The sequence below is a fragment of the Citrobacter sp. RHBSTW-00599 genome, from assembly GCF_013784065.1.
GTDB lineage: Bacteria > Pseudomonadota > Gammaproteobacteria > Enterobacterales > Enterobacteriaceae > Citrobacter > Citrobacter braakii.
This window is the reverse complement of sequence record NZ_CP056717.1, coordinates 4088082-4113941: the sequence shown is the minus strand read 5'-3', so window position 1 is coordinate 4113941 and position 25860 is coordinate 4088082. Positions and strand designations below refer to the sequence as shown.

23 protein-coding genes, 2 tRNA genes, 3 rRNA genes and 1 pseudogene are annotated in these 25860 nt (G+C 51.8%); 16 read left to right on the top strand and 13 right to left on the bottom strand.

Annotated elements, in window-relative coordinates; all coding sequences use genetic code 11:
• Window positions 1–32: 32 nt before the first annotated feature.
• Window positions 33–1325, top strand: coding sequence for a tRNA lysidine(34) synthetase TilS (tilS, locus tag HV243_RS20160; protein WP_053389217.1), 1293 nt, complete (start codon window positions 33–35; stop codon window positions 1323–1325).
• A 54-nt stretch (window positions 1326–1379) separates the two neighbouring features.
• Here tilS and rof read toward each other — a convergent pair whose 3' ends face one another.
• Together rof and HV243_RS20150 are read right to left on the bottom strand one after the other, a co-directional pair.
• Window positions 1380–1640, bottom strand: a complete 261-nt coding sequence (rof, locus tag HV243_RS20155) for a Rho-binding antiterminator (protein WP_016151773.1) — start codon at window positions 1638–1640, stop codon at window positions 1380–1382.
• Window positions 1627–1827, bottom strand: coding sequence for a YaeP family protein (locus tag HV243_RS20150; RefSeq protein WP_003018499.1), 201 nt, complete (start codon window positions 1825–1827; stop codon window positions 1627–1629). Before HV243_RS20150 ends, rof begins: the two co-directional genes overlap by 14 nt.
• Window positions 1828–2015: 188 nt before the next feature.
• On the opposite strand from HV243_RS20150, the gene HV243_RS20145 reads away from it, so the two are divergent.
• From HV243_RS20145 to nlpE, 3 genes are read left to right on the top strand one after another with little or no spacing between them, the layout of a single operon-like run.
• On the top strand, window positions 2016–2561 hold the full coding sequence (locus tag HV243_RS20145; protein WP_046275338.1) for a YaeQ family protein: 546 nt from the start codon (window positions 2016–2018) through the stop codon (window positions 2559–2561).
• The gene (gene arfB, locus HV243_RS20140) at window positions 2558–2980 is read left to right on the top strand and encodes an alternative ribosome rescue aminoacyl-tRNA hydrolase ArfB (protein WP_053389216.1); all 423 of its coding nucleotides are present in this window, start codon (window positions 2558–2560) and stop codon (window positions 2978–2980) included. Before HV243_RS20145 ends, arfB begins: the two co-directional genes overlap by 4 nt.
• Before the next feature lie 30 nt (window positions 2981–3010).
• A complete protein-coding gene (gene nlpE / locus HV243_RS20135) occupies window positions 3011–3712 on the top strand; it encodes an envelope stress response activation lipoprotein NlpE (RefSeq protein ID WP_100250057.1) in 702 nt (233 codons plus the stop codon).
• Between the two features lie 47 nt (window positions 3713–3759).
• Here nlpE and HV243_RS20130 read toward each other — a convergent pair whose 3' ends face one another.
• The 7 genes from HV243_RS20130 to metN form a co-directional block, all read right to left on the bottom strand.
• A complete protein-coding gene (locus tag HV243_RS20130; RefSeq protein ID WP_053389214.1) occupies window positions 3760–4584 on the bottom strand; it encodes a YaeF family permuted papain-like enzyme in 825 nt (274 codons plus the stop codon).
• Window positions 4585–4636: 52 nt separating this feature from the next.
• Entirely contained in the window at window positions 4637–6355 is a 1719-nt protein-coding gene (gene proS, locus HV243_RS20125) for a proline--tRNA ligase (protein WP_016151778.1), read from the bottom strand.
• 113 nt (window positions 6356–6468) lie between these two features.
• Window positions 6469–7176, bottom strand: coding sequence for a tRNA (N6-threonylcarbamoyladenosine(37)-N6)-methyltransferase TrmO (gene tsaA, locus HV243_RS20120; protein WP_047417110.1), 708 nt, complete (start codon window positions 7174–7176; stop codon window positions 6469–6471).
• Window positions 7173–7577 carry an Rcs stress response system protein RcsF gene (gene rcsF, locus HV243_RS20115; RefSeq protein ID WP_016151780.1) on the bottom strand — a complete coding sequence of 135 codons (405 nt, stop codon included), beginning with the start codon at window positions 7575–7577 and terminating at the stop codon, window positions 7173–7175. Before rcsF ends, tsaA begins: the two co-directional genes overlap by 4 nt.
• A gap of 116 nt (window positions 7578–7693) precedes the next feature.
• A complete protein-coding gene (gene metQ / locus HV243_RS20110) occupies window positions 7694–8509 on the bottom strand; it encodes a methionine ABC transporter substrate-binding lipoprotein MetQ (RefSeq protein WP_006686809.1) in 816 nt (271 codons plus the stop codon).
• Between the two features lie 44 nt (window positions 8510–8553).
• Window positions 8554–9207 carry a methionine ABC transporter permease MetI gene (locus tag HV243_RS20105; RefSeq protein WP_003018471.1) on the bottom strand — a complete coding sequence of 218 codons (654 nt, stop codon included), beginning with the start codon at window positions 9205–9207 and terminating at the stop codon, window positions 8554–8556.
• Window positions 9200–10231: a methionine ABC transporter ATP-binding protein MetN gene (gene metN / locus HV243_RS20100; RefSeq protein WP_053389213.1), complete on the bottom strand. Its 1032-nt coding sequence runs from the start codon at window positions 10229–10231 to the stop codon at window positions 9200–9202. Before metN ends, HV243_RS20105 begins: the two co-directional genes overlap by 8 nt.
• Window positions 10232–10420: 189 nt before the next feature.
• Between metN and gmhB the strand changes: the two genes are divergently transcribed.
• The 7 genes from gmhB (at window position 10421) to dkgB (ending at window position 17493) form a co-directional block, all read left to right on the top strand.
• Window positions 10421–10987: a D-glycero-beta-D-manno-heptose 1,7-bisphosphate 7-phosphatase gene (gene gmhB, locus HV243_RS20095; RefSeq protein ID WP_016151783.1), complete on the top strand. Its 567-nt coding sequence runs from the start codon at window positions 10421–10423 to the stop codon at window positions 10985–10987.
• A gap of 364 nt (window positions 10988–11351) precedes the next feature.
• A 16S ribosomal RNA gene (locus tag HV243_RS20090) occupies window positions 11352–12893 on the top strand.
• Between the two features lie 85 nt (window positions 12894–12978).
• Window positions 12979–13054: transfer RNA gene (locus tag HV243_RS20085), tRNA-Glu, on the top strand.
• Window positions 13055–13274: 220 nt separating this feature from the next.
• A 23S ribosomal RNA gene (locus tag HV243_RS20080) occupies window positions 13275–16181 on the top strand.
• 96 nt (window positions 16182–16277) lie between these two features.
• Window positions 16278–16393 (top strand): 5S ribosomal RNA (rrf, locus tag HV243_RS20075).
• The 16S, 23S and 5S rRNA genes sit together here with 2 tRNA genes alongside, the layout of an rRNA operon.
• 55 nt (window positions 16394–16448) lie before the next feature.
• Window positions 16449–16525, top strand: a tRNA-Asp gene (locus HV243_RS20070).
• 164 nt (window positions 16526–16689) lie between these two features.
• Window positions 16690–17493, top strand: coding sequence for a 2,5-didehydrogluconate reductase DkgB (dkgB, locus tag HV243_RS20065; RefSeq protein ID WP_019076057.1), 804 nt, complete (start codon window positions 16690–16692; stop codon window positions 17491–17493).
• 20 nt (window positions 17494–17513) lie between these two features.
• On the opposite strand, the gene yafC is transcribed toward dkgB, so the two are convergent.
• Window positions 17514–18428 carry a DNA-binding transcriptional regulator YafC gene (gene yafC, locus HV243_RS20060; protein ID WP_016155740.1) on the bottom strand — a complete coding sequence of 305 codons (915 nt, stop codon included), beginning with the start codon at window positions 18426–18428 and terminating at the stop codon, window positions 17514–17516.
• 104 nt (window positions 18429–18532) lie between these two features.
• Here yafC and HV243_RS20055 point away from each other — a divergent pair, with 104 nt between their 5' ends.
• The 3 genes from HV243_RS20055 to HV243_RS20045 all read left to right on the top strand — a co-directional run bounded on the left by HV243_RS20055 (window position 18533) and on the right by HV243_RS20045 (window position 21487).
• Window positions 18533–19708: an MFS transporter gene (locus tag HV243_RS20055; RefSeq protein WP_053389569.1), complete on the top strand. Its 1176-nt coding sequence runs from the start codon at window positions 18533–18535 to the stop codon at window positions 19706–19708.
• A 131-nt stretch (window positions 19709–19839) separates the two neighbouring features.
• On the top strand, window positions 19840–20640 hold the full coding sequence (locus HV243_RS20050; RefSeq protein WP_053389570.1) for an endonuclease/exonuclease/phosphatase family protein: 801 nt from the start codon (window positions 19840–19842) through the stop codon (window positions 20638–20640).
• Window positions 20641–20716: 76 nt separating this feature from the next.
• Window positions 20717–21487, top strand: a complete 771-nt coding sequence (locus HV243_RS20045; protein WP_049271174.1) for a class I SAM-dependent methyltransferase — start codon at window positions 20717–20719, stop codon at window positions 21485–21487.
• 49 nt (window positions 21488–21536) lie between these two features.
• On the opposite strand, the gene mltD is transcribed toward HV243_RS20045, so the two are convergent.
• Both mltD and gloB read right to left on the bottom strand, forming a co-directional pair.
• Window positions 21537–22895, bottom strand: a complete 1359-nt coding sequence (mltD, locus tag HV243_RS20040; protein ID WP_046274998.1) for a murein transglycosylase D — start codon at window positions 22893–22895, stop codon at window positions 21537–21539.
• Between the two features lie 71 nt (window positions 22896–22966).
• Entirely contained in the window at window positions 22967–23722 is a 756-nt protein-coding gene (gene gloB / locus HV243_RS20035; RefSeq protein ID WP_053389571.1) for a hydroxyacylglutathione hydrolase, read from the bottom strand.
• Between the two features lie 33 nt (window positions 23723–23755).
• Here gloB and HV243_RS20030 point away from each other — a divergent pair, with 33 nt between their 5' ends.
• Complete coding sequence (locus HV243_RS20030) at window positions 23756–24478, top strand: class I SAM-dependent methyltransferase (protein WP_046275000.1); 723 nt, start codon at window positions 23756–23758, stop codon at window positions 24476–24478.
• On the opposite strand, the pseudogene rnhA reads toward HV243_RS20030, so the two are convergent.
• Window positions 24475–25053: pseudogene (gene rnhA / locus HV243_RS20025) on the bottom strand (ribonuclease HI). The gene HV243_RS20030 and the pseudogene rnhA sit on opposite strands and share 4 nt — an antisense overlap.
• On the opposite strand from rnhA, the gene dnaQ reads away from it, so the two are divergent.
• Entirely contained in the window at window positions 25007–25735 is a 729-nt protein-coding gene (gene dnaQ / locus HV243_RS20020; RefSeq protein ID WP_029139417.1) for a DNA polymerase III subunit epsilon, read from the top strand. The pseudogene rnhA and the gene dnaQ overlap by 47 nt on opposite strands.
• The last annotated feature ends 125 nt before the right edge of the window (window positions 25736–25860 follow it).

Genomic DNA, 25860 nt, shown 5'->3' with positions numbered 1-25860 from the left:
TGTGCCGGGCAATGCCATTGTAAGTAACCATCATGACGACACTCACGCTGAATACTTCACTGCTAAATTCTCAATCGATTCTGGTCGCCTTTAGCGGCGGGCTGGATTCCACCGTGCTGCTGCATCAGCTGGTACTGTGGCGAGTGCAAAATCCTGAGGTTGCCTTGCGTGCAATCCATATTCATCACGGATTAAGCCCGCAGGCAGACAGTTGGGTGCAACACTGTGAGTCGGTATGCGCACAGTGGCAGGTGCCGCTGGTGGTTGAACGGGTCCATCTTGAGGATGATGGTCTGGGCATCGAAGCTCAGGCGCGACGTGCGCGCTATCAGGCATTTGCGCAGACCTTACTACCGGGTGAAGTGCTGATGACCGCCCAGCATCTCGACGACCAGTGTGAAACCTTTCTACTGGCGCTTAAGCGCGGCAGTGGTCCTGCCGGGCTTTCCGCCATGGGTGAAAGCTCACCATTTGCCGGAACCCAACTGATTCGACCGCTGCTGGCGCAAACACGAGAGGCGCTTGAAGCATGGGCGCGACAGCATGAATTATGCTGGATCGAAGATGAAAGTAATCAGGATGATGCCTACGATCGCAATTTTCTCAGATTGCGCGTTACCCCTTTGCTCCAACAGCGATGGCCGCACTTCGCGCAAGCCGCAGCCCGCAGCGCCGCGCTGTGCGCCGAGCAGGAGAGTTTACTGGATGAACTGCTGGCCAATGATTTAGCCGACTGCGTGACTGCCCAAGGCACACTGTTACTGGCACCGTTAATGATGATGAGTGGCGTGCGGCGTGCCGCTCTGCTTCGTCGCTGGTTGGCGGGGGTAAATGCACCGATGCCTTCCCGGGACGGGCTGGAACGTATCTGGCAGGAAGTGGCGTTGGCGCGAGAAGATGCTTCCCCCTGTTTTCGTCTAGGAGAATATGAGGTCCGTCGCTATCAGTCACAGCTATGGTGGGTTAAATCGGTCGACGGGCAAAGCGAAACAGTCATCCCGTGGTCATGTCGGGAAACGCCGTTGACGCTGCCTGCCGGGTTAGGCTCGGTGCAGCTAATCTCTGCTGGCGAATTGCGCATGCCGCAAGCAGGTGAAGCGATCAGTATTCGTTTTAAAGCGCCAGGCGTATTGCATATTGTCGGGCGTAACGGTGGACGTAAATTAAAGAAAATCTGGCAGGAGCAGGGGATCCCGCCCTGGCGACGAGATACCACGCCGTTGTTGTTTTACGGTGAAACGTTGATAGCGGCTGCGGGTGTTTTTGTGACGCGTGAGGGTGCGGCGGTAGATGAAGAAGGTATGAGTCTGATTTGGCATGCCTGATGGCGGTGCGATTATCAGGCCTGGTCATTTAGGCCTGATAAGGCGCAAGAAAAGCTAAGATTCGCTGACAACCACGGTACCGATTTGCGGGTGGCTGAAGCTGGCAATTTTATCGAGACGAAGCTCCCGGATTTCACCTGCGACATCTGCGACCAGATACTCCACGTTTTTGCGTGAAACCAGGTCATTCGCTTTCGCCTGCAAAACTTCGCCATCTTTTAGCGCCAGCGTCAGTAACAAATGGTTCTGGCAGGCGAGTTCAAGATTGTCGTAATCATCACAATTGATGGGTTGATACGTTTCATTCATTGACATAATCGCTCACCAGTAAGTTGGCGGCAGCATAGGCCGCTTTTTCCCTGACCGACTCTGGAAGGGCGCTATCTGCCGCCACTTCATTAAGCACCTTCAATACGCAACCCAGCGCATCCGGGATATACCCTAAGTCTCCGCTGGCGATTTCCGCGTACCGCTTGCGTATTAACTCACAATATTTTTCCACATGCCCTCCTGTCAGCACTCTGACTTAACCGTGGATGCAAGTCTAAGCCTACGAAGATAAACTCTGTTTAGCAAGGTGACTATACCATACTCATTCAAGCAATATCAGCGCCTTGATTGAGGTGCTGTTAGCAGCCTTTTGCCGCGGTTTTCGCTACAATGAGCGCCTGATTCGAAAGGAGTTCTCTCATGGCGCTTAAAGCGACAATTTATAAAGCCGTCGTCAACGTAGCGGATCTCGACCGCAACCAGTTCCTTGACGCGGCCTTGACGCTGGCGCGTCATCCCTCTGAAACCCAGGAGCGCATGATGCTGCGCCTGCTGGCCTGGATTAAATATGCCGATGAACGGCTGCAGTTCACGCGTGGCCTGAGTGCTGAAGACGAGCCTGAAGCATGGCTGCGTAACGACCATCTGGGCATCGATCTCTGGATTGAACTGGGTCTGCCGGATGAGCGTCGTATTAAAAAAGCCTGTACCCAGTCTGGTGAGGTTGCTCTGTTTACTTACAACAGCCGTGCGGCCCAGATCTGGTGGCAGCAAAACCAGAACAAGTGTGCGCAGTTTAAAAATCTCACCGTGTGGTATCTGGATGATGAACAGCTGGCGCAACTGAGTGATTTTGCTGGTCGTACAATGGCGCTGCAGGCAACTATCCAGGATGGCGCTATCTGGCTGTCTGATTCTCAGAACAATCTGGAAATTCATCTGACCGCGTGGCAGCCGCGTTCATGATTGTTATCTCCCGAAACGTCTCTATCCCTGACAGTGAGCTGGAAATCACGGCGATTCGGGCACAGGGCGCGGGCGGTCAGCACGTTAACAAGACCTCCACGGCTATCCATTTGCGCTTTGACATTCGGGCCTCAGGCCTGCCAGAGTATTACAAGGAACGTCTGCTGGCCGCCAGCCATCATCTGATTAGCAGCGATGGCGTTATTATCATAAAGGCGCAGGAATACCGTAGCCAGGAGCTAAATCGGGAAGCGGCAATCTCCCGACTGGTGGTGGTGATAAAAGAATTAACCGCGGTGCAAAAAAGCCGACAGGCAACACGTCCTACGCGCGCCTCGAAAGAGCGCAGGTTGTCATCGAAGGCGCAAAAATCCACAGTGAAAGCACTGCGTGGGAGAGTTCGTCGAACGCAAGACTGACGAGCGGGAATAAAAAATTATAAGGAATTCATAGTGAAAACAGCAATATTGTCCGTGGTCGCTGCATGCACGCTTTTTTCCTTGTTCGGCTGTAACAACCGTACTGAAGTCGATGTACTACAGCCGACGCGGGCGGCAGAATTAAAACCGATGCAGCAAAGCTGGCGTGGCATTTTGCCTTGCGCGGACTGCGAAGGAATTGAAACCTCTCTGTTCCTGGAAAAAGACGGCACATGGGTGATGAATGAACGCTATCAGGGCGTGCGAGATGAACCGTCCTCCTTTGCTTCTTATGGTACATGGGCGCGCACTGCCGATAAGCTGGTGCTGACTGACAGCAAAGGTGAGAAGTCGTATTACCGGGCAAAAGGTGAAGCGCTGGAGATGCTCGATCGTGAAGGTAACCCGATTGAGTCACAGTTCAACTACACGCTTGAGCCAGTTTCCGCCAGCTTACCGGTGACGCCAATGCCGATGCGGGGCATGTACTTCTATATGGCTGACGCGGCAACCTTCACTGATTGTGCGACGGGTAAAAGAGTCTCTGTCGCGAACAATGCACAACTGGAGCGAGATTATCTGACTGCGCGTGGTGCAACGGATAAGGCAGTTCTGCTTACTGTGGAAGGGCACTTCACGATGGAAGAAAATCCTGATACGGGCACGCCAGTGAAAACCTTAAGAGCGGATAAAGAAATTAAGTTTATCCCTGGCCAGAGTTGCGATGATTAATCTGCAGCTTATAAAAACTTTCCGGCGATCGCCCGTACAGTTTTTCCTTATCGGATCAATCCAACAAAACGGCTGGTTTTGATATAAATCCCTAACTTCAGGTGGCCGATATACTGTAGCTGCGTTTCAGACTTAAAAGCGGAAATGTCACCTTCGCGCATATGCATCAGGTCGGAAGGGCTAATCCAACCCGGCTGCGCCATTGTTAGCGGGTGCCCGGCTGTGGCAAACGCATCGGTTACGAATTCGGAGCAAAACCACGCCTTCTTTTCTCCTTCGCTGGTATTGTTCAACTGTGCTTTTGCCAGCCCGCTGACGCATTGCTGGCGAAAATCCTCTGAGAAAGGATTCAATGAACATATTTGCCGGGTCACCATAAACGGAATAAATTCGACGATGCCGCGGTAGTTATAGCCGCTATCTTTGATTTTATAAGCGAATGTTTTGATTTCTTCGGCCTGCTGCGGTGTGAGGTTGGGGACCCGCAGAGCAAAAAGCTTATCGCTGTGATTTTCAGCCTTTTTAAGCGAAATGATTTGTACTCCCGCCCCGGTCGCTTCGGCAACTTCATTATCGCCAAGGTAAACGGCGACATGGCTGACAGAAGAGGTGCTGAACGCGCGAATACCAAATGAGGTCACCCCAAGACTGGAGGAAAACAGCAGGTCGCCCGGCCTGAGGTCGGTATCCGTAATTTCATGCAGCGCTTGATCGGTAAATGAGCTTTGATGCTGGAGTTTTATCTCCCATTTCTTTGCCTGGGCATCAACAGCGGTTGCTGATGAATTTTGCTGACTGACGTCAATCGTGCAGGCTGAAAGCAGAAGAACGAAGGGGAGGAGCAGGCGGTAATACGCCGTTGGTTTAGCCATTTTATACAATCCATGTAAAAAAGGCCCTGATCCTCAGGGCCTTGTGCTGGTATTAGCCTTTAATAGCTTTGACCAGGTAGTCGACGATGTCGCCGGTTTTAATCAGCTCTTTCTCGCCGTTACGACGGTATTTGTATTCGATATCGTCGTTGTCGAGGTTACGGTCGCCCAGCACGATGGTATGCGGAATACCGATGAGCTCCATATCAGCAAACATCACGCCTGGACGCTCTTTACGATCGTCCATCAGCACTTCAATACCCTGCGCGCGCAGCTCCGCGTACAGCTTTTCAGCCAGCTCCTGCACACGGTAGGATTTGTGCATGTTCATCGGCAGAATAGCAACCTGGAACGGGGCAATGGCGTCTGGCCATACAATGCCGCGATCGTCGTAGTTCTGTTCAATCGCAGCAGCCACAACGCGAGTGACCCCGATACCGTAGCAGCCCATGGTCAGCGTCTGGTTACGACCATCTTCTCCCTGAACGGCGGCTTTCATCGCTTCAGAGTACTTGGTACCCAACTGGAAGATGTGGCCCACTTCGATACCGCGTTTGATCATCAGCGTACCTTTGCCATCCGGGCTTGGATCGCCGGCGACCACGTTACGAATGTCAGCCACTTCCGGGGTGGCCACATCGCGATCCCAGTTGATACCGAAATAGTGTTTACCGTCGATGTTGGCACCGGCAGCAAAATCGCTCATTACCGCAACGGTACGGTCGATAACCACCGGAATAGGCATGTTCACCGGACCCAGAGATCCTGGACCTGCTTTAACCAGCGCACGAATTTCTTCTTCGGTGGCGAAGGTCAGCGGGCTGGCAACCTGCGGCAGTTTTTCCGCCTTGACTTCGTTCAGCTCGTGATCGCCACGAACCAGCAGCGCAACCAGCGGGTAGCTGCTGCCTTCAACCGCTTTCACCAGCAGGGTTTTCACGGTTTTCTCGATAGGCAGGTTGAATTGTTCAACCAGCTCGGCGATGGTTTTAGCGTTCGGCGTATCAACCAGCGTCATTTCCTGCGTTGCAGCGGCGCGCGGTTCTTTCGGTGCAACAGCTTCGGCAAACTCGATGTTTGCCGCATAGTCGGAAGAGTCAGAGAAGATCACATCGTCTTCACCGCTCTGCGCCAGCACCTGGAATTCGTGAGAGGCGCTGCCGCCGATAGAACCGGTATCCGCTTGTACCGCACGGAAATCCAGCCCCATACGGCTGAAGATTTTGCTGTACGCAGCGTACATCGCGTCGTAGGTTTCCTGCAGAGATTCCTGAGAGGTGTGGAAAGAGTAGGCATCTTTCATCAGGAATTCGCGGGAACGCATCACGCCGAAGCGCGGACGCACTTCGTCACGGAATTTGGTCTGGATCTGATAGAAGTTCAGCGGCAGCTGTTTGTAAGAGCTCAGCTCATTACGGATCAGGTCGGTGATCACTTCTTCATGCGTTGGGCCGAGTACGAACGAACGATCGCCACGGTCAGCAATACGCAGCAGTTCCGGGCCGTATTGTTCCCAACGGCCGCTCTCTTCCCACAGTTCAGAAGGCTGAACGACCGGCATCAACACCTCGATCGCACCGGCATTGTTCATCTCTTCACGCACGATGTTTTCGACTTTTTTCAGGACGCGCACGCCGGTCGGCAGCCAGGTATATAACCCAGAGGCCAGCTTGCGGATCATCCCGGCGCGCAGCATCAGCTGGTGGCTGATGACCTCGGCGTCGGCAGGTGTCTCCTTCAGAGTGGAGAGCAGATATTGGCTAGTACGCATGTTGTTACGGTTCCAGTTGAACGATCGAACAGGCTCAAAATGAGCCTGGCACAAAACAAAAGTGGTTTAGTTTACCAGCGAGAAGGGGATGTCAAAAGAGTACGCGATGCAAATTAGCGGGCTTCCAGAGCAAAGACCTCAAATCCTGACGGCGTCACGCGCCAGCGGACGTTAAAGTCCAGCAACCAGACGGCATAGGTTTTGCCTTCTTCCTCGTTTTTACGGTAGGCAGGACGCGGATCCTGCGCCAGCACTTCGGCAATAAACTGACGAAGATGCGGGTAACGCTGTTCGAGCTTTGGGAGTTGCTCAGCGAGCTCTTCACTGAACGTCACGTCTACACTGGCCTGCGGCGCGTCCTGAGCATAGCTGGCGCGAGCATCAGGCAGCGATTCGGCAAACGGCAGATACGGTTTTATATCCACTACCGGCGTGCCATCAACAAGATCCAGCCCGCCGAGCTCAAGGATTACGTGCTCTTTATGGCAACGGATGCCCCGCAGCTCAACCAACGACATGCCAACAGGGTTCGGACGAAACGTTGAACGCGTGGCAAAGACGCCCATTCTGGCATTGCCGCCAAGACGGGGAGGGCGCACGGTTGGACGCCATCCACCTTCCATTGTCTGGTGAAAAACAAAAATCACCCACAAATGGCTGAAGGCTTCCAGGCCGCGAACGGCATCGGCCTGGTTATAAGGTGCGAGCAAATGCAGTTCACCGCTGGCACTTTTCACCAGACCAGGCTGGCGTGGAACGGCGAACTTTTCTTTATAAGGTGAGCGGATAACGCCTATTTGCTCGAACTGAAAATGGCTCATTTCGCCGAAATGTTCAGTGCAGAACCGATGCAAACCGCCTGGCGATAGCAACCCGGCGTTCCGCTGGTTACTTCGCAACTGTGCAGCAATACCGCATTTGCTTTCATTTTAGATGCGTTAATCTGCATGCGTTTGCGTGCGGTTGGAATGCTCGGCGGAGAATCCTGGTTGGATGCCTGGCAGGATTCGCCGCTGACTTCGCCGAGATCGCGGAACGGTTTGCCAACTAAATCTTCAGCGTTAGTAATGATTCTTACCGGCGCCGCGCGCGGTGCTTTGGGTTTTTCCGGCTCCGCTTTAGGCGGGGTAGCGGTGCTTTGAACGGGTTCAACAGGGGATCTGCTTAACATAGAACAGCCGCTCAGCATGAGTGCTACTAAACAGATCGGTAAAGCACGCATAATATTTCCTCAATGAATGATCTAAACGTCAGATATTGAATCAGGTGCTTGCATAAATGACAAGACGGGCAAGCGCCCGTCCTGATGATATTACAGATTCTGGAAACAGCCTAAAATTACCAGCCCTTAACAGCACCGCCGTTGAAGACTTTGTTTGCTGCTTCGTACACTTCGTCAGACTGGTATGCCTGAACGAATTTCTTCACATTCTCAGCATCTTTATTGTCTTCACGAGTCACGATCAGGTTTACGTACGGAGAATCTTTATCTTCAACAAAGATACCGTCTTTAGCCGGGGTCAGGCCGATCTGGCTGGCGTAGGTCGTGTTGATGACCGCCAGTGCGATTTGTGCATCGTCCAGGGAACGCGGCAACTGCGGCGCTTCCAGTTCAACCAGCTTCAGGTTTTTCGGGTTTTCAATCACGTCCAGCGCGGTCGGCAGCAGACCAACACCGTCTTTCAGTTTGATTAAGCCCACTTTTTGCAGCAGCAGCAGGGAGCGGCCAAGGTTAGTCGGATCGTTTGGAATCGCGACCTGAGAGCCTTCCTGCAACTCATCCAGTGACTTGATTTTTTTAGAGTAGCCCGCAATCGGGTAAACAAAAGTATTACCTGCGGCAACCAGTTTGTAGCCGCGATCTTTGATCTGTTGATCCAGGTACGGTTTGTGCTGGAAGGCGTTAGCATCGATATCGCCTTTGCTCAGCGCTTCGTTAGGCAGGACGTAATCGTTAAACGTGACCAGCTCAACGTCCAGACCGTATTTTTCTTTAGCCACTTTCTGCGCGACTTCTGCGACCTGCTGCTCTGCGCCAACAATAACGCCCACTTTGATGTGGTTAGGATCTTTTTCATCCTGACCGCAACCCACAAGTGCCAGAGAACCGATCAGGGCTCCAACTGCCGCAAAGGTTTTGAATTTGAACGCCATGCTTATTTCCTTTTCTTAATGAGTTTTTAGTGTTGTGTGCAACGTTATTTGTGCGTGACAGCCCGGACGATGCGATCGCCGGATAACTGAATTAAATAAACCAGAACGACGAGCAATACCAGCACTGTATTCATGACGGTAGCGTTGTAGCCAATATAACCGTACTGATAACCAATCTGGCCAAGACCACCGGCACCGACGGCACCGCCCATCGCGGAATACCCCACCAGCGTGATAAGGGTGATGGTGGCCGCATTGACCAGTCCAGGCAGTGCTTCTGGTAGTAATACCTTACGTACAATTTGCAGCGGCGTGGCGCCCATTGCCCGGGAGGCCTCAATCAGCCCGGTCGGGATTTCGAGCAGCGCGTTTTCCACCATACGGGCGATAAACGGCGCGGCGCCGACGGTCAGCGGGACGATAGCGGCCTGCAGCCCAATAGAGGTGCCAACGATCATGCGGGTGAACGGAATCATCCACACCAGCAAGATAATGAACGGGATGGAACGGAAAATATTCACCAGTGCAGAGAGCGTGCGGTAGAGCTTCGCGTTCTCAATGATTTGCCCCGGCCGCGTTACATACAGCAACACGCCAACCGGCAGGCCAATCACAAAACCAAAAAAACCGGACACAAAGGTCATTGCCAGCGTTTCCCATACGCCGCGAACCAGCAGCCACATCATCGGCTCAGACATAACCCAGTACCTCTACTTTTACATGGTGTTCCTGCAACCAGTTAATGGCTGCTTGTGTATCTTCCTGTGTGCCGTGCATTTCAGTCAGCATGATGCCGAACTTCACGCCGCCGGCGTAATCCATCTGCGCGCTAATAATGTTGTTATTCACGTTAAAGCGACGGGCCGTCTCAGAAAGTAATGGCGCATCAACCGAATGACCGGTGAATTCCATGCGCAGCATTGGCACGCTGTCGGCTTCTGGCTTTGCTTTTAAACGTTCCAGATAATCTTCCGGGATATCCAGGTGTAGCGTGGACTGGATAAATTTCTGTGCCAGCGGCGTTTTCGGGTGGGAGAACACTTCGCTGACGGTGTCCTGCTCAATCAGCTCACCATTACTGATGACCGCTACGCAGTCACAAATGCGTTTTACAACGTCCATCTCATGGGTGATCAGCAGAATGGTGAGTCCCAAACGACGGTTAATGTCTTTCAATAATTCCAGAATCGAGCGGGTTGTTGCCGGATCAAGTGCGCTGGTGGCTTCATCACACAGCAACACTTTTGGATTGCTGGCCAGCGCACGCGCAATCGCCACTCGCTGTTTTTGTCCACCGGAAAGGTTGGCCGGGTAGCTGTCGTGCTTGTCGCCAAGGCCGACTAAATCCAGCAGTTCTGTTACACGGCGTTTGATCTCTTCCTTTGGCGTGTTATCCAGTTCCAGCGGCAGCGCGACGTTGCCAAACACGGTACGGGAAGAGAGCAGGTTAAAGTGCTGGAAAATCATGCCGATTTGACGACGAGCTTTAGTCAGCTCGGATTCAGAAAGCGTCGTCAGCTCCTGACCGCCAACCTGAACACTGCCCTCGGTTGGGCGTTCAAGTAAGTTAACGCAGCGAATGAGCGTACTTTTACCGGCACCGGAGGCACCAATGACGCCATAAATCTGCCCGGCAGGAACGTGCAGGCTGACTTTATCTAGCGCCTGAATGGTGCGAGTCCCCTGCTGGAACACTTTGGTGATATTCGAAAGTTTAATCATTGGTTATTTATTATCGTAATTAAGTTAGCCGTGGCATTTTCGTCTGTCTGGGACGGTCGAAGCCGTCAACAAGATGGATGTTAAGGCATCCAGACGTCTAAATCAATCTAGCTTTGCACGATGAGCACTTTCTTGCCCGCCGAAACATGCGATACTAGAGCCACATGCCTTATTCAGGAGCTATAAAAGGTGGCAAAATCTGTACCCGCAATTTTTCTCGACCGCGACGGCACCATTAATGTGGACCACGGTTACGTACATGAGATTGACGAGTTCGAGTTTATCGACGGCGTTATTGATGCCATGCGTGAACTTAAAAATATGGGTTACGCGCTCATTATCGTGACAAACCAGTCTGGTATCGCTCGTGGCAAATTTACTGAGGCACAGTTTGAAACGTTGACCGAATGGATGGACTGGTCGCTGGCCGATCGCGACGTTGATTTGGATGGTATCTACTATTGCCCGCATCATCCGCAGGGCACAGTAGAAGAGTATCGTCAGGTCTGCGACTGTCGTAAACCGCATCCTGGAATGTTGATCTCCGCCCGAGACTTCCTGCATATCGATATGGCCGCTTCCTATATGGTAGGCGACAAGATAGAAGATATGCAGGCAGCAGCAGCGGCGAATGTTGGAACGAAGGTTCTGGTGCGCACGGGTAAACCTGTTACGCCGGAAGCAGAAAATGCGGCAGATTTGGTCATAAACAGTCTGGCAGACCTGCCAATGGCGATAAAAAAGCAGCAAAAGTAAGCGCAATGGATAAAAGGTGAGCGGTTGAAACAAAAATGCATTTTTCCGCTTGTCTTCCTGAGTCGACTCCCTATAATGCGCCTCCATCGACACGGCGGATGTGAATCACTTCACACAAACAGCCGGTTCGGTTGAAGAGAAAAACCTGAAAATGAGGGTTGACTCTGAAAGAGGAAAGCGTAATATACGCCACCTCGCGACAGAGCGCTAAAGCGCGTCGCAACTGCTCTTTAACAATTTATCAGACAATCTGTGTGGGCACTCGAAGATACGGATTCTTAACGTCGCAAGACGAAAAATGAATACCAAGTCTCTGAGTGAACACGTAATTCATTACGAAGTTTAATTCACGAGCATCAAACTTAAATTGAAGAGTTTGATCATGGCTCAGATTGAACGCTGGCGGCAGGCCTAACACATGCAAGTCGAACGGTAGCACAGAGGAGCTTGCTCCTTGGGTGACGAGTGGCGGACGGGTGAGTAATGTCTGGGAAACTGCCCGATGGAGGGGGATAACTACTGGAAACGGTAGCTAATACCGCATAACGTCGCAAGACCAAAGAGGGGGACCTTCGGGCCTCTTGCCATCGGATGTGCCCAGATGGGATTAGCTAGTAGGTGGGGTAACGGCTCACCTAGGCGACGATCCCTAGCTGGTCTGAGAGGATGACCAGCCACACTGGAACTGAGACACGGTCCAGACTCCTACGGGAGGCAGCAGTGGGGAATATTGCACAATGGGCGCAAGCCTGATGCAGCCATGCCGCGTGTATGAAGAAGGCCTTCGGGTTGTAAAGTACTTTCAGCGAGGAGGAAGGTGTTGTGGTTAATAACCGCAGCAATTGACGTTACTCGCAGAAGAAGCACCGGCTAACTCCGTGCCAGCAGCCGCGGTAATACGGAGGGTGCAAGCGTTAATCGGAATTACTGGGCGTAAAGCGCACGCAGGCGGTCTGTCAAGTCGGATGTGAAATCCCCGGGCTCAACCTGGGAACTGCATCCGAAACTGGCAGGCTAGAGTCTTGTAGAGGGGGGTAGAATTCCAGGTGTAGCGGTGAAATGCGTAGAGATCTGGAGGAATACCGGTGGCGAAGGCGGCCCCCTGGACAAAGACTGACGCTCAGGTGCGAAAGCGTGGGGAGCAAACAGGATTAGATACCCTGGTAGTCCACGCCGTAAACGATGTCGACTTGGAGGTTGTGCCCTTGAGGCGTGGCTTCCGGAGCTAACGCGTTAAGTCGACCGCCTGGGGAGTACGGCCGCAAGGTTAAAACTCAAATGAATTGACGGGGGCCCGCACAAGCGGTGGAGCATGTGGTTTAATTCGATGCAACGCGAAGAACCTTACCTACTCTTGACATCCACGGAACTTGGCAGAGATGCCTTGGTGCCTTCGGGAACCGTGAGACAGGTGCTGCATGGCTGTCGTCAGCTCGTGTTGTGAAATGTTGGGTTAAGTCCCGCAACGAGCGCAACCCTTATCCTTTGTTGCCAGCGGTCCGGCCGGGAACTCAAAGGAGACTGCCAGTGATAAACTGGAGGAAGGTGGGGATGACGTCAAGTCATCATGGCCCTTACGAGTAGGGCTACACACGTGCTACAATGGCATATACAAAGAGAAGCGACCTCGCGAGAGCAAGCGGACCTCATAAAGTATGTCGTAGTCCGGATTGGAGTCTGCAACTCGACTCCATGAAGTCGGAATCGCTAGTAATCGTGGATCAGAATGCCACGGTGAATACGTTCCCGGGCCTTGTACACACCGCCCGTCACACCATGGGAGTGGGTTGCAAAAGAAGTAGGTAGCTTAACCTTCGGGAGGGCGCTTACCACTTTGTGATTCATGACTGGGGTGAAGTCGTAACAAGGTAACCGTAGGGGAACCTGCGGTTGGATCACCTCCTTACCTTAAAGAAACGTTCTTTGTAGTGCTCACACAGATTGTCTGATGAAAAGTAAATAGCAAGGCGTCTTGCGATTGAGACTTCAGTGTCCCCTTCGTCTAGAGGCCCAGGACACCGCCCTTTCACGGCGGTAACAGGGGTTCGAATCCCCTAGGGGACGCCACTTGCTGGTATGTGTGAGTGAAAGTCGCCGACCGAAGTATCTCAAAACAGACTTTCGAGTCTCGTTTGAGATATTTGCTCTTTAAAAATCTGGATCAAGCTGAAAATTGAAACGACACACTGTTTCATTTCTCCGTAAACAAGAAATGAAAAGCGGTGTGTTCGAGTCTCTCAAATTTTCGCAACACTGAAGTGTTTTACGAAACATCTTCGGGTTGTGAGGTTAAGCGACTAAGCGTACACGGTGGATGCCCTGGCAGTCAGAGGCGATGAAGGACGTGCTAATCTGCGATAAGCGTCGGTAAGGTGATATGAACCGTTATAACCGGCGATTTCCGAATGGGGAAACCCAGTGTGATTCGTCACACTATCATTACGTGAATACATAGCGTAATGAAGCGAACCGGGGGAACTGAAACATCTAAGTACCCCGAGGAAAAGAAATCAACCGAGATTCCCCCAGTAGCGGCGAGCGAACGGGGAGCAGCCCAGAGTCTGAATCAGCATGTGTGGTAGTGGAACGGTCTGGAAAGTCCGGCGATACAGGGTGATAGCCCCGTACACAAAAGTGCATGTGTTGTGAACTCGAAGAGTAGGGCGGGACACGTGGTATCCTGTCTGAATATGGGGGGACCATCCTCCAAGGCTAAATACTCCTGACTGACCGATAGTGAACCAGTACCGTGAGGGAAAGGCGAAAAGAACCCCGGCGAGGGGAGTGAAAAAGAACCTGAAACCGTGTACGTACAAGCAGTGGGAGCCTCTTTATGGGGTGACTGCGTACCTTTTGTATAATGGGTCAGCGACTTATATTCTGTAGCAAGGTTAACCGAATAGGGGAGCCGAAGGGAAACCGAGTCTTAACTGGGCGTTAAGTTGCAGGGTATAGACCCGAAACCCGGTGATCTAGCCATGGGCAGGTTGAAGGTTGGGTAACACTAACTGGAGGACCGAACCGACTAATGTTGAAAAATTAGCGGATGACTTGTGGCTGGGGGTGAAAGGCCAATCAAACCGGGAGATAGCTGGTTCTCCCCGAAAGCTATTTAGGTAGCGCCTCGTGAACTCATCTTCGGGGGTAGAGCACTGTTTCGGCTAGGGGGTCATCCCGACTTACCAACCCGATGCAAACTGCGAATACCGAAGAATGTTATCACGGGAGACACACGGCGGGTGCTAACGTCCGTCGTGAAGAGGGAAACAACCCAGACCGCCAGCTAAGGTCCCAAAGTCATGGTTAAGTGGGAAACGATGTGGGAAGGCACAGACAGCCAGGATGTTGGCTTAGAAGCAGCCATCATTTAAAGAAAGCGTAATAGCTCACTGGTCGAGTCGGCCTGCGCGGAAGATGTAACGGGGCTAAACCATGCACCGAAGCTGCGGCAGCGACACTATGTGTTGTTGGGTAGGGGAGCGTTCTGTAAGCCGTTGAAGGTGTGCTGTGAGGCATGCTGGAGGTATCAGAAGTGCGAATGCTGACATAAGTAACGATAATGCGGGTGAAAAACCCGCACGCCGGAAGACCAAGGGTTCCTGTCCAACGTTAATCGGGGCAGGGTGAGTCGACCCCTAAGGCGAGGCCGAAAGGCGTAGTCGATGGGAAACAGGTTAATATTCCTGTACTTGGTGTTACTGCGAGGGGGGGACGGAGAAGGCTATGTTAGCCGGGCGACGGTTGTCCCGGTTTAAGCATGTAGGCGGAGATTCCAGGTAAATCCGGAGTCTTGTTAACGCTGAGGTGTGATGACGAGGCACTACGGTGCTGAAGTAACAAATGCCCTGCTTCCAGGAAAAGCCTCTAAGCATCAGGTAACACAAAATCGTACCCCAAACCGACACAGGTGGTCAGGTAGAGAATACCAAGGCGCTTGAGAGAACTCGGGTGAAGGAACTAGGCAAAATGGTGCCGTAACTTCGGGAGAAGGCACGCTGATATGTAGGTGAAGTGATTTACTCATGGAGCTGAAATCAGTCGAAGATACCAGCTGGCTGCAACTGTTTATTAAAAACACAGCACTGTGCAAACACGAAAGTGGACGTATACGGTGTGACGCCTGCCCGGTGCCGGAAGGTTAATTGATGGGGTTATCCGTAAGGAGAAGCTCTTGATCGAAGCCCCGGTAAACGGCGGCCGTAACTATAACGGTCCTAAGGTAGCGAAATTCCTTGTCGGGTAAGTTCCGACCTGCACGAATGGCGTAATGATGGCCAGGCTGTCTCCACCCGAGACTCAGTGAAATTGAACTCGCTGTGAAGATGCAGTGTACCCGCGGCAAGACGGAAAGACCCCGTGAACCTTTACTATAGCTTGACACTGAACACTGGTCCTTGATGTGTAGGATAGGTGGGAGGCTTTGAAGTGTGGACGCCAGTCTGCATGGAGCCAACCTTGAAATACCACCCTTTAATGGCTGGTGTTCTAACGTAGACCCGTGATCCGGGTTGCGGACAGTGTCTGGTGGGTAGTTTGACTGGGGCGGTCTCCTCCTAAAGAGTAACGGAGGAGCACGAAGGTTAGCTAATCCTGGTCGGACATCAGGAGGTTAGTGCAAAGGCATAAGCTAGCTTGACTGCGAGAGTGACGGCTCGAGCAGGTGCGAAAGCAGGTCTTAGTGATCCGGTGGTTCTGAATGGAAGGGCCATCGCTCAACGGATAAAAGGTACTCCGGGGATAACAGGCTGATACCGCCCAAGAGTTCATATCGACGGCGGTGTTTGGCACCTCGATGTCGGCTCATCACATCCTGGGGCTGAAGTAGGTCCCAAGGGTATGGCTGTTCGCCATTTAAAGTGGTACGCGAGCTGGGTTTAGAACGTCGTGAGACAGTTCGGTCCCTATCTGCCGTGGGCGCTGGAGAATTGAGGGGGGCTGCTCCTAGTACGAGAGGACCGGAGTGGACGCATCACTGGTGTTCGGGTTGTCATGCCAATGGCATTGCCCGGTAGCTAAATGCGGAAGAGATAAGTGCTGAAAGCATCTAAGCACGAAACTTGCCCCGAGATGAGTTCTCCCTGACCCTTTAAGGGTCCTGAAGGAACGTTGAAGACGACGACGTTGATAGGTCGGGTGTGTAAGCGTAGCGATACGTTGAGCTAACCGATACTAATGAACCGTGAGGCTTAACCTTACAACGCCGAAGATGTTTTGGCGAAAGAGACATCGAAATTCAGCTTGATTACAGATTACATCGACATGCGAAAAGTGTGTTGATAAACAGAATTTGCCTGGCGGCTGTAGCGCGGTGGTCCCACCTGACCCCATGCCGAACTCAGAAGTGAAACGCCGTAGCGCCGATGGTAGTGTGGGGTCTCCCCATGCGAGAGTAGGGAACTGCCAGGCATCAAATTGCAGTAAACCGGGATGAATAATCCGGGTAGTGACAAAGAAATTCGGTGGAGCGGTAGTTCAGTTGGTTAGAATACCTGCCTGTCACGCAGGGGGTCGCGGGTTCGAGTCCCGTCCGTTCCGCCACTTATTAAGAGCCCTGAGCTAACGCTCAGGGCTTTTTCTTTTCCAGCGATTTAATTATTGCTGAATCCGCAAAAATCCTCTGCATTTTTCACTCTTTTTCGGCAAAGAACTGATGGTCATAATCCTCTCAGTTAACGAACATAGTGATTAAAAAGAGGAATTCTATGACTATCCCTGCATTTGGTTTAGGTACGTTTCGCCTGAAAGACGACGTGGTTATCGCTTCTGTCAAAACGGCGCTTGAGCTGGGCTACCGTGCTGTCGACACTGCGCAAATCTATGAAAATGAAGCGGCTGTTGGTCAGGCAATTGCCGAAAGTGGCGTACCGCGTAACGAGTTGTACATCACCACCAAGATCTGGATTGAAAATCTCAGCAAAGACAAACTGATCCCAAGTCTGAAAGAAAGTCTGAAGAAACTGCGTACGGATTATGTTGATTTGACGCTGATCCACTGGCCATCTCCGGGCGATGCGGTATCCGTTGAAGAGTTTATGCAGGCGCTGCTTGAAGCGAAAGAGCAGGGGCTGACTCGCGAAATTGGTATCTCAAACTTCACTATTCCGCTGATGGAAAAAGCCATTGCTACAGTCGGTGCAGACAATATCGCGACCAACCAGATTGAGCTGTCTCCGTATCTGCAGAGTCGTAAGGTGGTTGACTGGGCTAAAGCGCACGGTATCCACATCACCTCTTACATGACGCTGGCTTACGGTAAGGCGCTAAAAGATGAAGTGATTGCACGCATTGCCGCTAAACATAACGCGACCCCGGCGCAGGTTATTCTGGCATGGGCAATGGATGAAGGTTACTCCGTGATCCCTTCATCTACCAAGCGTGAAAACCTGGCAAGCAACCTGCTGGCGCTGGACCTGCATCTGGATACTGAAGATAAAAAAGCGATCGCGGCACTGGACTGCAACGATCGTCTGGTCAGCCCGGAAGGTCTGGCCCCTGATTGGGATTAATTGCCCGACCCTCTGTACCTTTAACCCTCTTTCACAGCTCCTTCGGGAGCTGTTCTTATATACTCACTTAAAAAGTCTATAAATGCCCGAATGCGTGTACTGACCGCACGATCGCTGTAGTAAACGGCGCTGAAAGGCATTTCTACCGGCAGACGTTTATCGGCCAGCAGCTCCACCAGTTCTCCCCGCGCGATCTCTTTATCAATCATATAATCTGAAAGACATGCGATACCATTGCCGCTCAGGCAAAGCTGTTTTAACGTTTCCCCGCTGTTGGAAGAAATCCCACATTCGACCTCATGGAGCTGTCCGTCGCTACGGGCAATCGGCCAGGTATTGAGTGAAACGGGTTCGGAAAACCCCAGACACAGATGCTGCTTTAACTGTTCGACAGTCTCAGGCTTGCCAAAACGGGCAATATAGTCCGGTGAGGCAATAATCTTACGATAGCTGGTAAACAACGGACGCGCACGCAGGCTTGAGTCAGTCAGCGTACCTGCTCGTATCGCGACATCCACTTTTCGTTCAATAAGATTGATGAACGTTTCTGAGGAGACAAGAGACAACGTCATCTCAGGATATCGCTCACGGAACGGTTTGATTAGCGGCATCAGGAAATGCAGCATCACCGGCGTTGCCGCGTCGATACGCAACAGGCCGCGCGGGGTATTGCGTGACTCCATGATTTCCGTTTCTGCTGCTGCCATCTCTTGCAGTATCTGCTGCACACGCCTGAAGTAGCGTTCTCCTTCTTCTGTCAGGCTTAGCTGTCGGGTCGTTCGATTAAGCAGACTCACACCCAATTTCATCTCCAGCTTTTTTACTGCCCGACTGACTGCGGAATTAGCCTGACCGAGTTGTTCTGCCGCCCGGCTGAAGCTGCCGCTTTCCACAACGGCCACAAAAATCGCAAGTTCTTCAGAGGTTGCTTTCATTTTTGCACCTGACGCAAAATTATATTGAGATTTTGAATGTTTTTGTTATTAAAACATCCCGGCATACTGCGTGTCATCTGATTACTGATGTTACGGAGTTATTTATGCCTCTCGCATTATTTGCACTAACAATAAGTGCCTTCGCTATTGGCACGACTGAGTTTGTGATTGTTGGCCTGGTGCCGACCATTGCTCAACAACTGGCAATCTCGTTACCTTCAGCTGGGATGCTGGTTTCAATCTATGCGCTGGGTGTGGCGATTGGCGCACCAGTGCTGACCGCTCTGACCGGAAGCCTGCCACGTAAAAAGTTGCTTGTCGCGCTGATGGTCCTGTTTACGGCGGGGAATTTACTGGCATGGCAGGCACCCGGGTATATGACACTTATTGTCGCCCGTCTGCTGACGGGGCTGGCTCACGGCGTATTCTTCTCGATTGGTTCCACTATCGCGACAAGTCTGGTGCCAAAAGAAAAAGCGGCTTCCGCTATCGCTATTATGTTCGGTGGCTTAACCGTTGCGTTGGTCACGGGCGTGCCGCTGGGTACGTTTATCGGCCAGCACTTTGGCTGGCGTGAGACTTTCCTGGCAGTATCAATGTTAGGCGTGATTGCGCTGATTAGTAGCCAACTACTGATCCCGGCTAACATTCCTGGTCGAGCGGCCGCCAGCATTCGCGACCAGGTGAAAGTGCTGACTCATCCTCGTCTGTTGCTGATTTACGCCATTACGGCATTGGGCTACGGTGGTGTGTTCACGGCTTTCACCTTCTTGGCACCGATGATGCAGGATCTGGCGGGCTTCTCCCCGGCAGCGGTGAGCTGGATCTTACTGGGTTACGGGGTATCAGTTGCTATCGGCAATATCTGGGGTGGTAAGCTGGCGGATAAGCATGGTGCGGTTCCTGCATTGAAATTCATTTTTGCCGCGCTGTTTGTTCTGCTGATGGTCTTCCAACTGACGGCTTCCACGCAGTACGCCGCGCTGGCTACCATTCTGGTGATGGGGATCTTTGCCTTCGGTAACGTACCAGGATTGCAGGTCTACGTGGTACAGAAAGCGGAACAATTTACGCCCAATGCTGTTGATGTGGCGTCAGGGCTGAACATTGCAGCGTTTAATATTGGTATTGCACTGGGTTCCGTGATTGGCGGACAAACGGTCGAGCATTATGGGTTGGCGCAGACACCATGGATTGGCGCACTTATTGTTCTGGTGGCTTTCGTGCTGATGGGGCTGAGCGGCCGTCTTGATAAGCCCACGCACGTTGCTCTGGGGTAAATCATTGATGTAAGCGCCCACTTACAAAACAAACTGCAATTGTTCGTTGAAAGTGAGTGCTAAAATCCCTATAACAGAAGAACCAGTCCGGCTGCGGACTGGTTGACGTTACAGAGGTTTGAAAGTCTAAAGTGCGAAAAAACACCTATGCCATGCGTTATGTTGCCGGACAACCCGTCGAGCGGATTTTACCGCCGGGCTCGTTTGCGCATATTGGCCAGGCATTACCCGCAGGCGTACCGTTGAGCAGTGAAGATCGCATTCGCGTGCTGGTATGGAATATTTTTAAACAGCAGCGAGCAGAATGGCAGTCGGTGCTGAAGAATTTTGGTAAAGACGCGCATCTCGTGTTATTGCAGGAAGCGCAAACCACACCAGAACTGGTGCAGTTTGCGACCACTAACTATCTCGCTGCCGACCAGGTTCCCGCCTTTGTGCTGCCTCAGCACCCCTCTGGCGTTATGACACTCTCCTCCGCCCATCCTGTTTACTGCTGCCCATTGCGCGAGCGTGAGCCTATTTTACGGCTGGCGAAATCGGCGCTGGTGACGGTGTACCCGTTGCCTGACACTCGGTTGTTAATGGTGGTGAATATCCACGCGGTTAACTTTAGCCTCGGCGTTGATGTCTATAGTAAGCAGTTGCTTCCCATTGGCGATCAGATTGCTCATCACAGCGGTCCGGTGATTATGGCCGGCGATTTTAATGCCTGGAGCCGTCGACGGATGAATGCGCTGTACCGCTTTGCGCGTGAAATGTCGCTGCGCCAGGTGCGCTTTACCGACGATCAGCGCCGCCGCGCGTTTGGTCGTCCTCTCGATTTTGTGTTCTATCGCGGTCTGAACGTGAGTGAGGCCTCTGTGCTGGTCACCCGCGCCTCCGACCACAACCCGCTACTCGTTGAATTCAGTCCCGGCAAACCTGAACAATAACGGTGTGTCAGGTCTGCCGTAGGGCAGGCCTGTGATGGTTGCCCTTCATATTTCACAACAACCGAAGGACAACACAATGACAACACGCTCTCATCATGACAACGTCGAAAAACAGTTTGGTTCTCAGGCTAATGCCTACTTAACCAGTGCGGTGCACGCCTCTGGTCGTGACTTGCAACGTCTGGGGGAAAGGTTGCTGGCATTTCCGCAGGCCCGCGTGTTGGATATGGGATGCGGAGCGGGGCACGCCAGCTTTGTGGCCGCGCAATACGTAAAGCAGGTAGTGGCATATGATTTATCGTCGCAGATGCTTGACGTGGTCACTGAAGCGGCAAAGGACAGAGGTCTGGAGAATATCGCCACACGGCAGGGTTATGCTGAAAGCCTGCCGTTTGAAGATAACGTATTTGACGTGGTGATTAGCCGCTATTCCGCGCATCACTGGCATGATGTCGGGCGTGCGTTGCGAGAAGTGAACCGCGTTCTGAAGCCCGGCGGCGTGCTGATTGTGATGGATGTGATGTCGCCAGGCCATCCTGTACGTGACATCTGGTTGCAAACTGTGGAGGCGTTACGCGATACCTCGCACGTACGCAACTATTCCAGCGGAGAATGGCTGTCGTTAATCAATGACGCCAATCTGATTGCCGATACCTTGTTAACCGATCGTCTGCCGTTGGAGTTCAGTTCGTGGGTGGCGCGGATGCGTACGCCTGCAGCGTTGAGCGACGCGATCCGTGTATACCAACAAAGTGCTTCTGCGGAAGTGAAAGCCTATTTTGCGTTACAGGAAGATGGCTCGTTTACCAGCGACACGATAATGGTTGAAGCACATAAAGCAGGATAAATAAAAAAGGCACTGGGGGGAAACCAGTGCCTTCATTTCTACAATGCTATCAGGAGTCCGGCATACCGTTGTTTTTCACAAACAACGTTAGCTGATCGCCTGGCTGCAGATTGTTCGTATCGCTGTTCCAGCGCATCACATCCTTGATGTTAACCCCGTGGCGTTTGGCAATGCTCGAGAGCGAGTCGCCTTTACGCACACGATAGGTGATGCTATCGCTGTTGTTCGCCAGTCGCTGTGCGCTGGTACCAGCGCCCACCGTCAGATTTTGGCCTACTTTCAGCGATGACCCGCGCAGATTATTCCACTGCTTAAGGTCATTGGTGCTCACGCCAAGACGTGAAGCGACGCCAGAAAGCGTATCGCCAGAGCGAACTTTGTAGCTACGGCTGTTCAGCGGCGTGTTATCCGCAACCAACGTTGACTGCACGGCTGCAATTTCGCCTGAGGCCAGAGACTCACGCAGCTTCTCTGCATGCTTCTTTGGCACCATCACATATTGCGGACCACTGGCACCCAACGTGGAGCCTTTCACGCCTGCATTGAAGGTTTTCAGCTTGCTGACGGAAATACCTGCCATATTGGCAACCTGAGCCATTTCAACCGGGCTACTCAGGCGAACACGTGCCAACGCGCGGCTTTCGTCTGTTGTTGGCAGACGCACGCCATAGCGTTTGCTGTTTTTGAGTATATCGCTCAATGCCAGCATTTTTGGCACATATAGCTTCGTTTCCTGAGGCAATGGCAACGACCAGAAGTCAGTGGGTTTACCACGGGCTTTGTTCGTTTTAATTGCCTTCATGACACGACCTTCACCGCTATTATAAGCAGCAACGGTCAGCAGCCAGTCGCCATCAAACATTTTGTTCAGACGCTGCATCATGTCCAGTGCGGCGGTGGTGGAAGCCACAACGTCGCGACGTGCATCATAATTGCGGGTCTGTTTTAAACCATAATTGCGCCCCGTGCTCGGAATGATCTGCCAAATACCTGCGGCATTGGCGCCAGACGTTGCGTGAGGATCAAAAGCGCTCTCCACTATGGGTAGTAGTACCAGTTCCATTGGCATGTTACGTTTCTTAACCTGCCCGGCTATCCAGTACATATACGGCTCTGCCCGTAAAGTTACATCGTGGAGATAGCTCTTATTGCGTAAATACTTCTGTTTCTGTTCGCGAATCCGGTTGTTTTCCGGAATTCCCATCTTTAGCTCGTCACCAATGAAAGCCCACAAATCTTGATCAGCAGCGATAGATGTTCCGTCGTCCATCCATCGCGCCTGACTTGTAAACTTTCCTGCTTCCCCTTGACCAGCTGCAGAAAGGCTCTGTGCGTGTTGTTGGACGTTACCAGTATTCTGGCACCCAACAAGCAGGACAGAGGCGAGTAATATCGCTTTTGCCTTCATGTGTGTGTCAATAGTTGCTTAAAAGACGACCGATCATAACGGCGAAGTTTTCAAAAGGCAACCCGGAATTGTCAGAACGTATCTTTCTTTGACCTTAACCAAGCAAAACGCTCTTCAGGTTGTTGCAATATTGTTTTTTTATTTATTTCATTAATTAAATCAATATCTTCCGTTCTTAAAAAAAGATTATTTCGTCGCTCATTTTTCAGAATTACGGGCAGTGTCATTTGTTTTTTTACGCGTAACTCATTAACTTTACGATAATATTCATTTATGAACGGATCGTGCGGAAGAATGCTTAAGGAAAACTTCATGTTTGCTAATGTGTACTCATGTGCGCAACAAATCAATGTATCGTCAGGAAGTGCGTTTAGTTTTTTAAGTGATTGATACATTTGAGATGCTGTGCCTTCAAAAAGCCGACCGCAGCCACCGGAGAAGAGCGTGTCGCCGCAAAACAGGTAAGGGTGGCTAAAGTAACAGATATGTCCTAAAGTGTGACCCGGCGTAGCAATTACCGTAAATTCATGCCCCAAAACGAGTGCAATATCGCCATCTTCGACTATATGCGTCGTTCCCTTATCTTGCGTTTCAGCCGGTCCGTATACCGCTATTTGTGGGAAATGTTGCAGAAGTTCTTTCACGCCGCCCACGTGATCCTGATGATGATGTGTCAGCAGAATGGCCTCGGGAACCCAGTTATGTTCTGCAATAGCTTTCAGAACAGGTTCTGCTTCACCCGGGTCCACAATCAGACAATGTTTGTCATTATTCGACAGGACCCAGATGTAATTGTCCTGAAATGCAGGAATACTGTTAAGATTCATAGATTACCTCTCAATGCGTAACGGAAGGTTGTGATGAAACCGGCAAGGATCCCTCAAACTGTCGTAGCGCCCGTTAGTTGGGATGATTTGCCCTGGGGCGAACACTATCGTCAGGCGCTGGAGCATCAGCTTAACCCGTGGTTCGCAAAAATGTACGGATTTCATCTGCTTAAGATTGGTAATTTAAGCGCAGAAATCAATTCCGAAGCGTGCGCGGTTTCTCATCAGGTAAATGTTTCTTTGCAAGGCGCTCCCATGCAGGTGACTGCCGATCCTTTACATCTGCCCTTTGCCGATAAGTCCGTGGATGTTTGTTTGTTGGCTCATACGCTGCCGTGGTGTTCCGATCCACATCGCTTACTGCATGAAGCCGATCGCGTGCTTATTGATGACGGTTGGTTGATTCTGAGCGGCTTTAACCCGGTAAGTCTGATGGGATTGCGTAAACTGGTGCCCGTATTGCGTAAAACATCGCCCTACAACAGCCGGATGTTTACCCTCATGCGGCAGTTGGACTGGCTCTCATTGCTGAATTTTGAAGTACTGCACTATAGCCGTTTTCATGTCCTGCCCTGGAACAAGAAGGGCGGGAAAATGTTAAGCGCCCATATCCCTGCGCTGGGCTGTTTGCAACTGGTGGTTGCGCGTAAGCGAACCATTCCGCTTACGCTCAACCCGATGAAACAAAATAAAAGCAAAACGCCTATCCGCCAGGCCGTTGGTGCAACCCGGCAATACCGTAAACCGGACGCTTAAGCCTCCACCTGATACCCAATATCATCCTGAGTGGGACGCATTGCTGCGGCGCGCGCAAGCTCATCACAGCGTTCGTTTTCCGGATGGCCCGCATGGCCTTTAACCCATTCCCATTTGATTTGATGTGGCCCCAGCGCGGTATCCAGACGTTTCCACAGATCAACGTTCTTCACTGGTTTTTTATCTGCTGTTTTCCAGCCGCGCTTCTTCCAGTTGTGGATCCACTGCGTAATGCCCTGGCGCACATACTGGCTGTCCGTGCTGAGTATCACTTCACACTGTTCTTTCAGGGCTTCCAGCGCAACGATTGCCGCCATCAGCTCCATGCGATTATTGGTGGTGAGGTTGTAGCCTTCGCTAAATGTTTTTTCGTGCCCGCGATAGCGTAAAATCGCCCCATAACCACCTGGCCCTGGATTTCCCAGGCAAGAACCATCGGTGAAAATCTCTACCTGTTTAAGCATCTCTGGTAGACTTCCTGTTTTAGCAAATCGAAATCAAACGATAAGTCTGACATAAATGACCGTTATGAGCACTGGAATTACACGACAGATCGTCCTCGATACCGAAACCACCGGTATGAACCAGATTGGCGCCCACTACGAAGGCCACAAGATCATTGAGATCGGTGCGGTTGAAGTGGTGAACCGCCGCCTGACCGGGAATAACTTCCACGTTTACCTGAAACCGGATCGGCTGGTGGACCCGGAAGCGTTTGGTGTACACGGAATCGCAGACGAATTCCTGCTTGATAAACCTACGTTTGCCGATGTGGCCGATGAGTTTCTCGACTACATCCGCGGTGCGGAGCTGGTCATCCATAACGCATCGTTTGATATCGGCTTTATGGATTACGAATTCGCTAAACTCAGGCGGGATATTCCGAAGACAAACGAATTCTGCAAAATTACCGATAGCCTGGCGCTGGCGAGGAAAATGTTTCCTGGCAAGCGCAACAGCCTTGATGCGTTATGCTCACGCTATGAAATAGACAACAGTAAGCGAACCCTGCACGGCGCATTGCTCGATGCCCAGATTCTGGCCGACGTTTATCTGATGATGACCGGTGGGCAGACCACGATGGCGTTCTCAATGGAAGGTGACAGCCAGCAGCAGAATGACACGGGGATCCAGCGTATTGTGCGACAGTCCAGCAAACTACGCGTTGTTTTCGCCACTGATGAAGAGTTAGCGGCCCATGAGTCGCGCCTTGACCTGGTGCAGAAGAAAGGCGGAAGTTGCCTCTGGCGGGCATAGTTTGTACGTTTTCCGTATGGAAATGACCATTCGGGTGATTTTTGCAGCAAACGATTAAAAAACGTGAGAAAAAGCGTTGACGAGGCGTGAGGCAATCCGTAATATTCGCTTCGTTCCCAAGCGGA

Bases quoted from the DNA above. Each gene is read 5' to 3' on its own strand.
- tilS (WP_053389217.1), top strand. From the start codon at position 33: ATGACGACACTCACGCTGAATACTTCACTGCTAAATTCTCAATCGATT.
- rof (WP_016151773.1), bottom strand. From the start codon at position 1,640: ATGTCAATGAATGAAACGTATCAACCCATCAATTGTGATGATTACGAC.
- HV243_RS20145 (WP_046275338.1), top strand. From the start codon at position 2,016: ATGGCGCTTAAAGCGACAATTTATAAAGCCGTCGTCAACGTAGCGGAT.
- arfB (WP_053389216.1), top strand. From the start codon at position 2,558: ATGATTGTTATCTCCCGAAACGTCTCTATCCCTGACAGTGAGCTGGAA.
- HV243_RS20130 (WP_053389214.1), bottom strand. From the start codon at position 4,584: ATGGCTAAACCAACGGCGTATTACCGCCTGCTCCTCCCCTTCGTTCTT.
- proS (WP_016151778.1), bottom strand. From the start codon at position 6,355: ATGCGTACTAGCCAATATCTGCTCTCCACTCTGAAGGAGACACCTGCC.
- tsaA (WP_047417110.1), bottom strand. From the start codon at position 7,176: ATGAGCCATTTTCAGTTCGAGCAAATAGGCGTTATCCGCTCACCTTAT.
- rcsF (WP_016151780.1), bottom strand. From the start codon at position 7,577: ATGCGTGCTTTACCGATCTGTTTAGTAGCACTCATGCTGAGCGGCTGT.
- metQ (WP_006686809.1), bottom strand. From the start codon at position 8,509: ATGGCGTTCAAATTCAAAACCTTTGCGGCAGTTGGAGCCCTGATCGGT.
- HV243_RS20105 (WP_003018471.1), bottom strand. From the start codon at position 9,207: ATGTCTGAGCCGATGATGTGGCTGCTGGTTCGCGGCGTATGGGAAACG.
- metN (WP_053389213.1), bottom strand. From the start codon at position 10,231: ATGATTAAACTTTCGAATATCACCAAAGTGTTCCAGCAGGGGACTCGC.
- dkgB (WP_019076057.1), top strand. From the start codon at position 16,690: ATGACTATCCCTGCATTTGGTTTAGGTACGTTTCGCCTGAAAGACGAC.
- yafC (WP_016155740.1), bottom strand. From the start codon at position 18,428: ATGAAAGCAACCTCTGAAGAACTTGCGATTTTTGTGGCCGTTGTGGAA.
- HV243_RS20055 (WP_053389569.1), top strand. From the start codon at position 18,533: ATGCCTCTCGCATTATTTGCACTAACAATAAGTGCCTTCGCTATTGGC.
- HV243_RS20045 (WP_049271174.1), top strand. From the start codon at position 20,717: ATGACAACACGCTCTCATCATGACAACGTCGAAAAACAGTTTGGTTCT.
- mltD (WP_046274998.1), bottom strand. From the start codon at position 22,895: ATGAAGGCAAAAGCGATATTACTCGCCTCTGTCCTGCTTGTTGGGTGC.
- gloB (WP_053389571.1), bottom strand. From the start codon at position 23,722: ATGAATCTTAACAGTATTCCTGCATTTCAGGACAATTACATCTGGGTC.
- HV243_RS20030 (WP_046275000.1), top strand. From the start codon at position 23,756: ATGAAACCGGCAAGGATCCCTCAAACTGTCGTAGCGCCCGTTAGTTGG.
- dnaQ (WP_029139417.1), top strand. From the start codon at position 25,007: ATGAGCACTGGAATTACACGACAGATCGTCCTCGATACCGAAACCACC.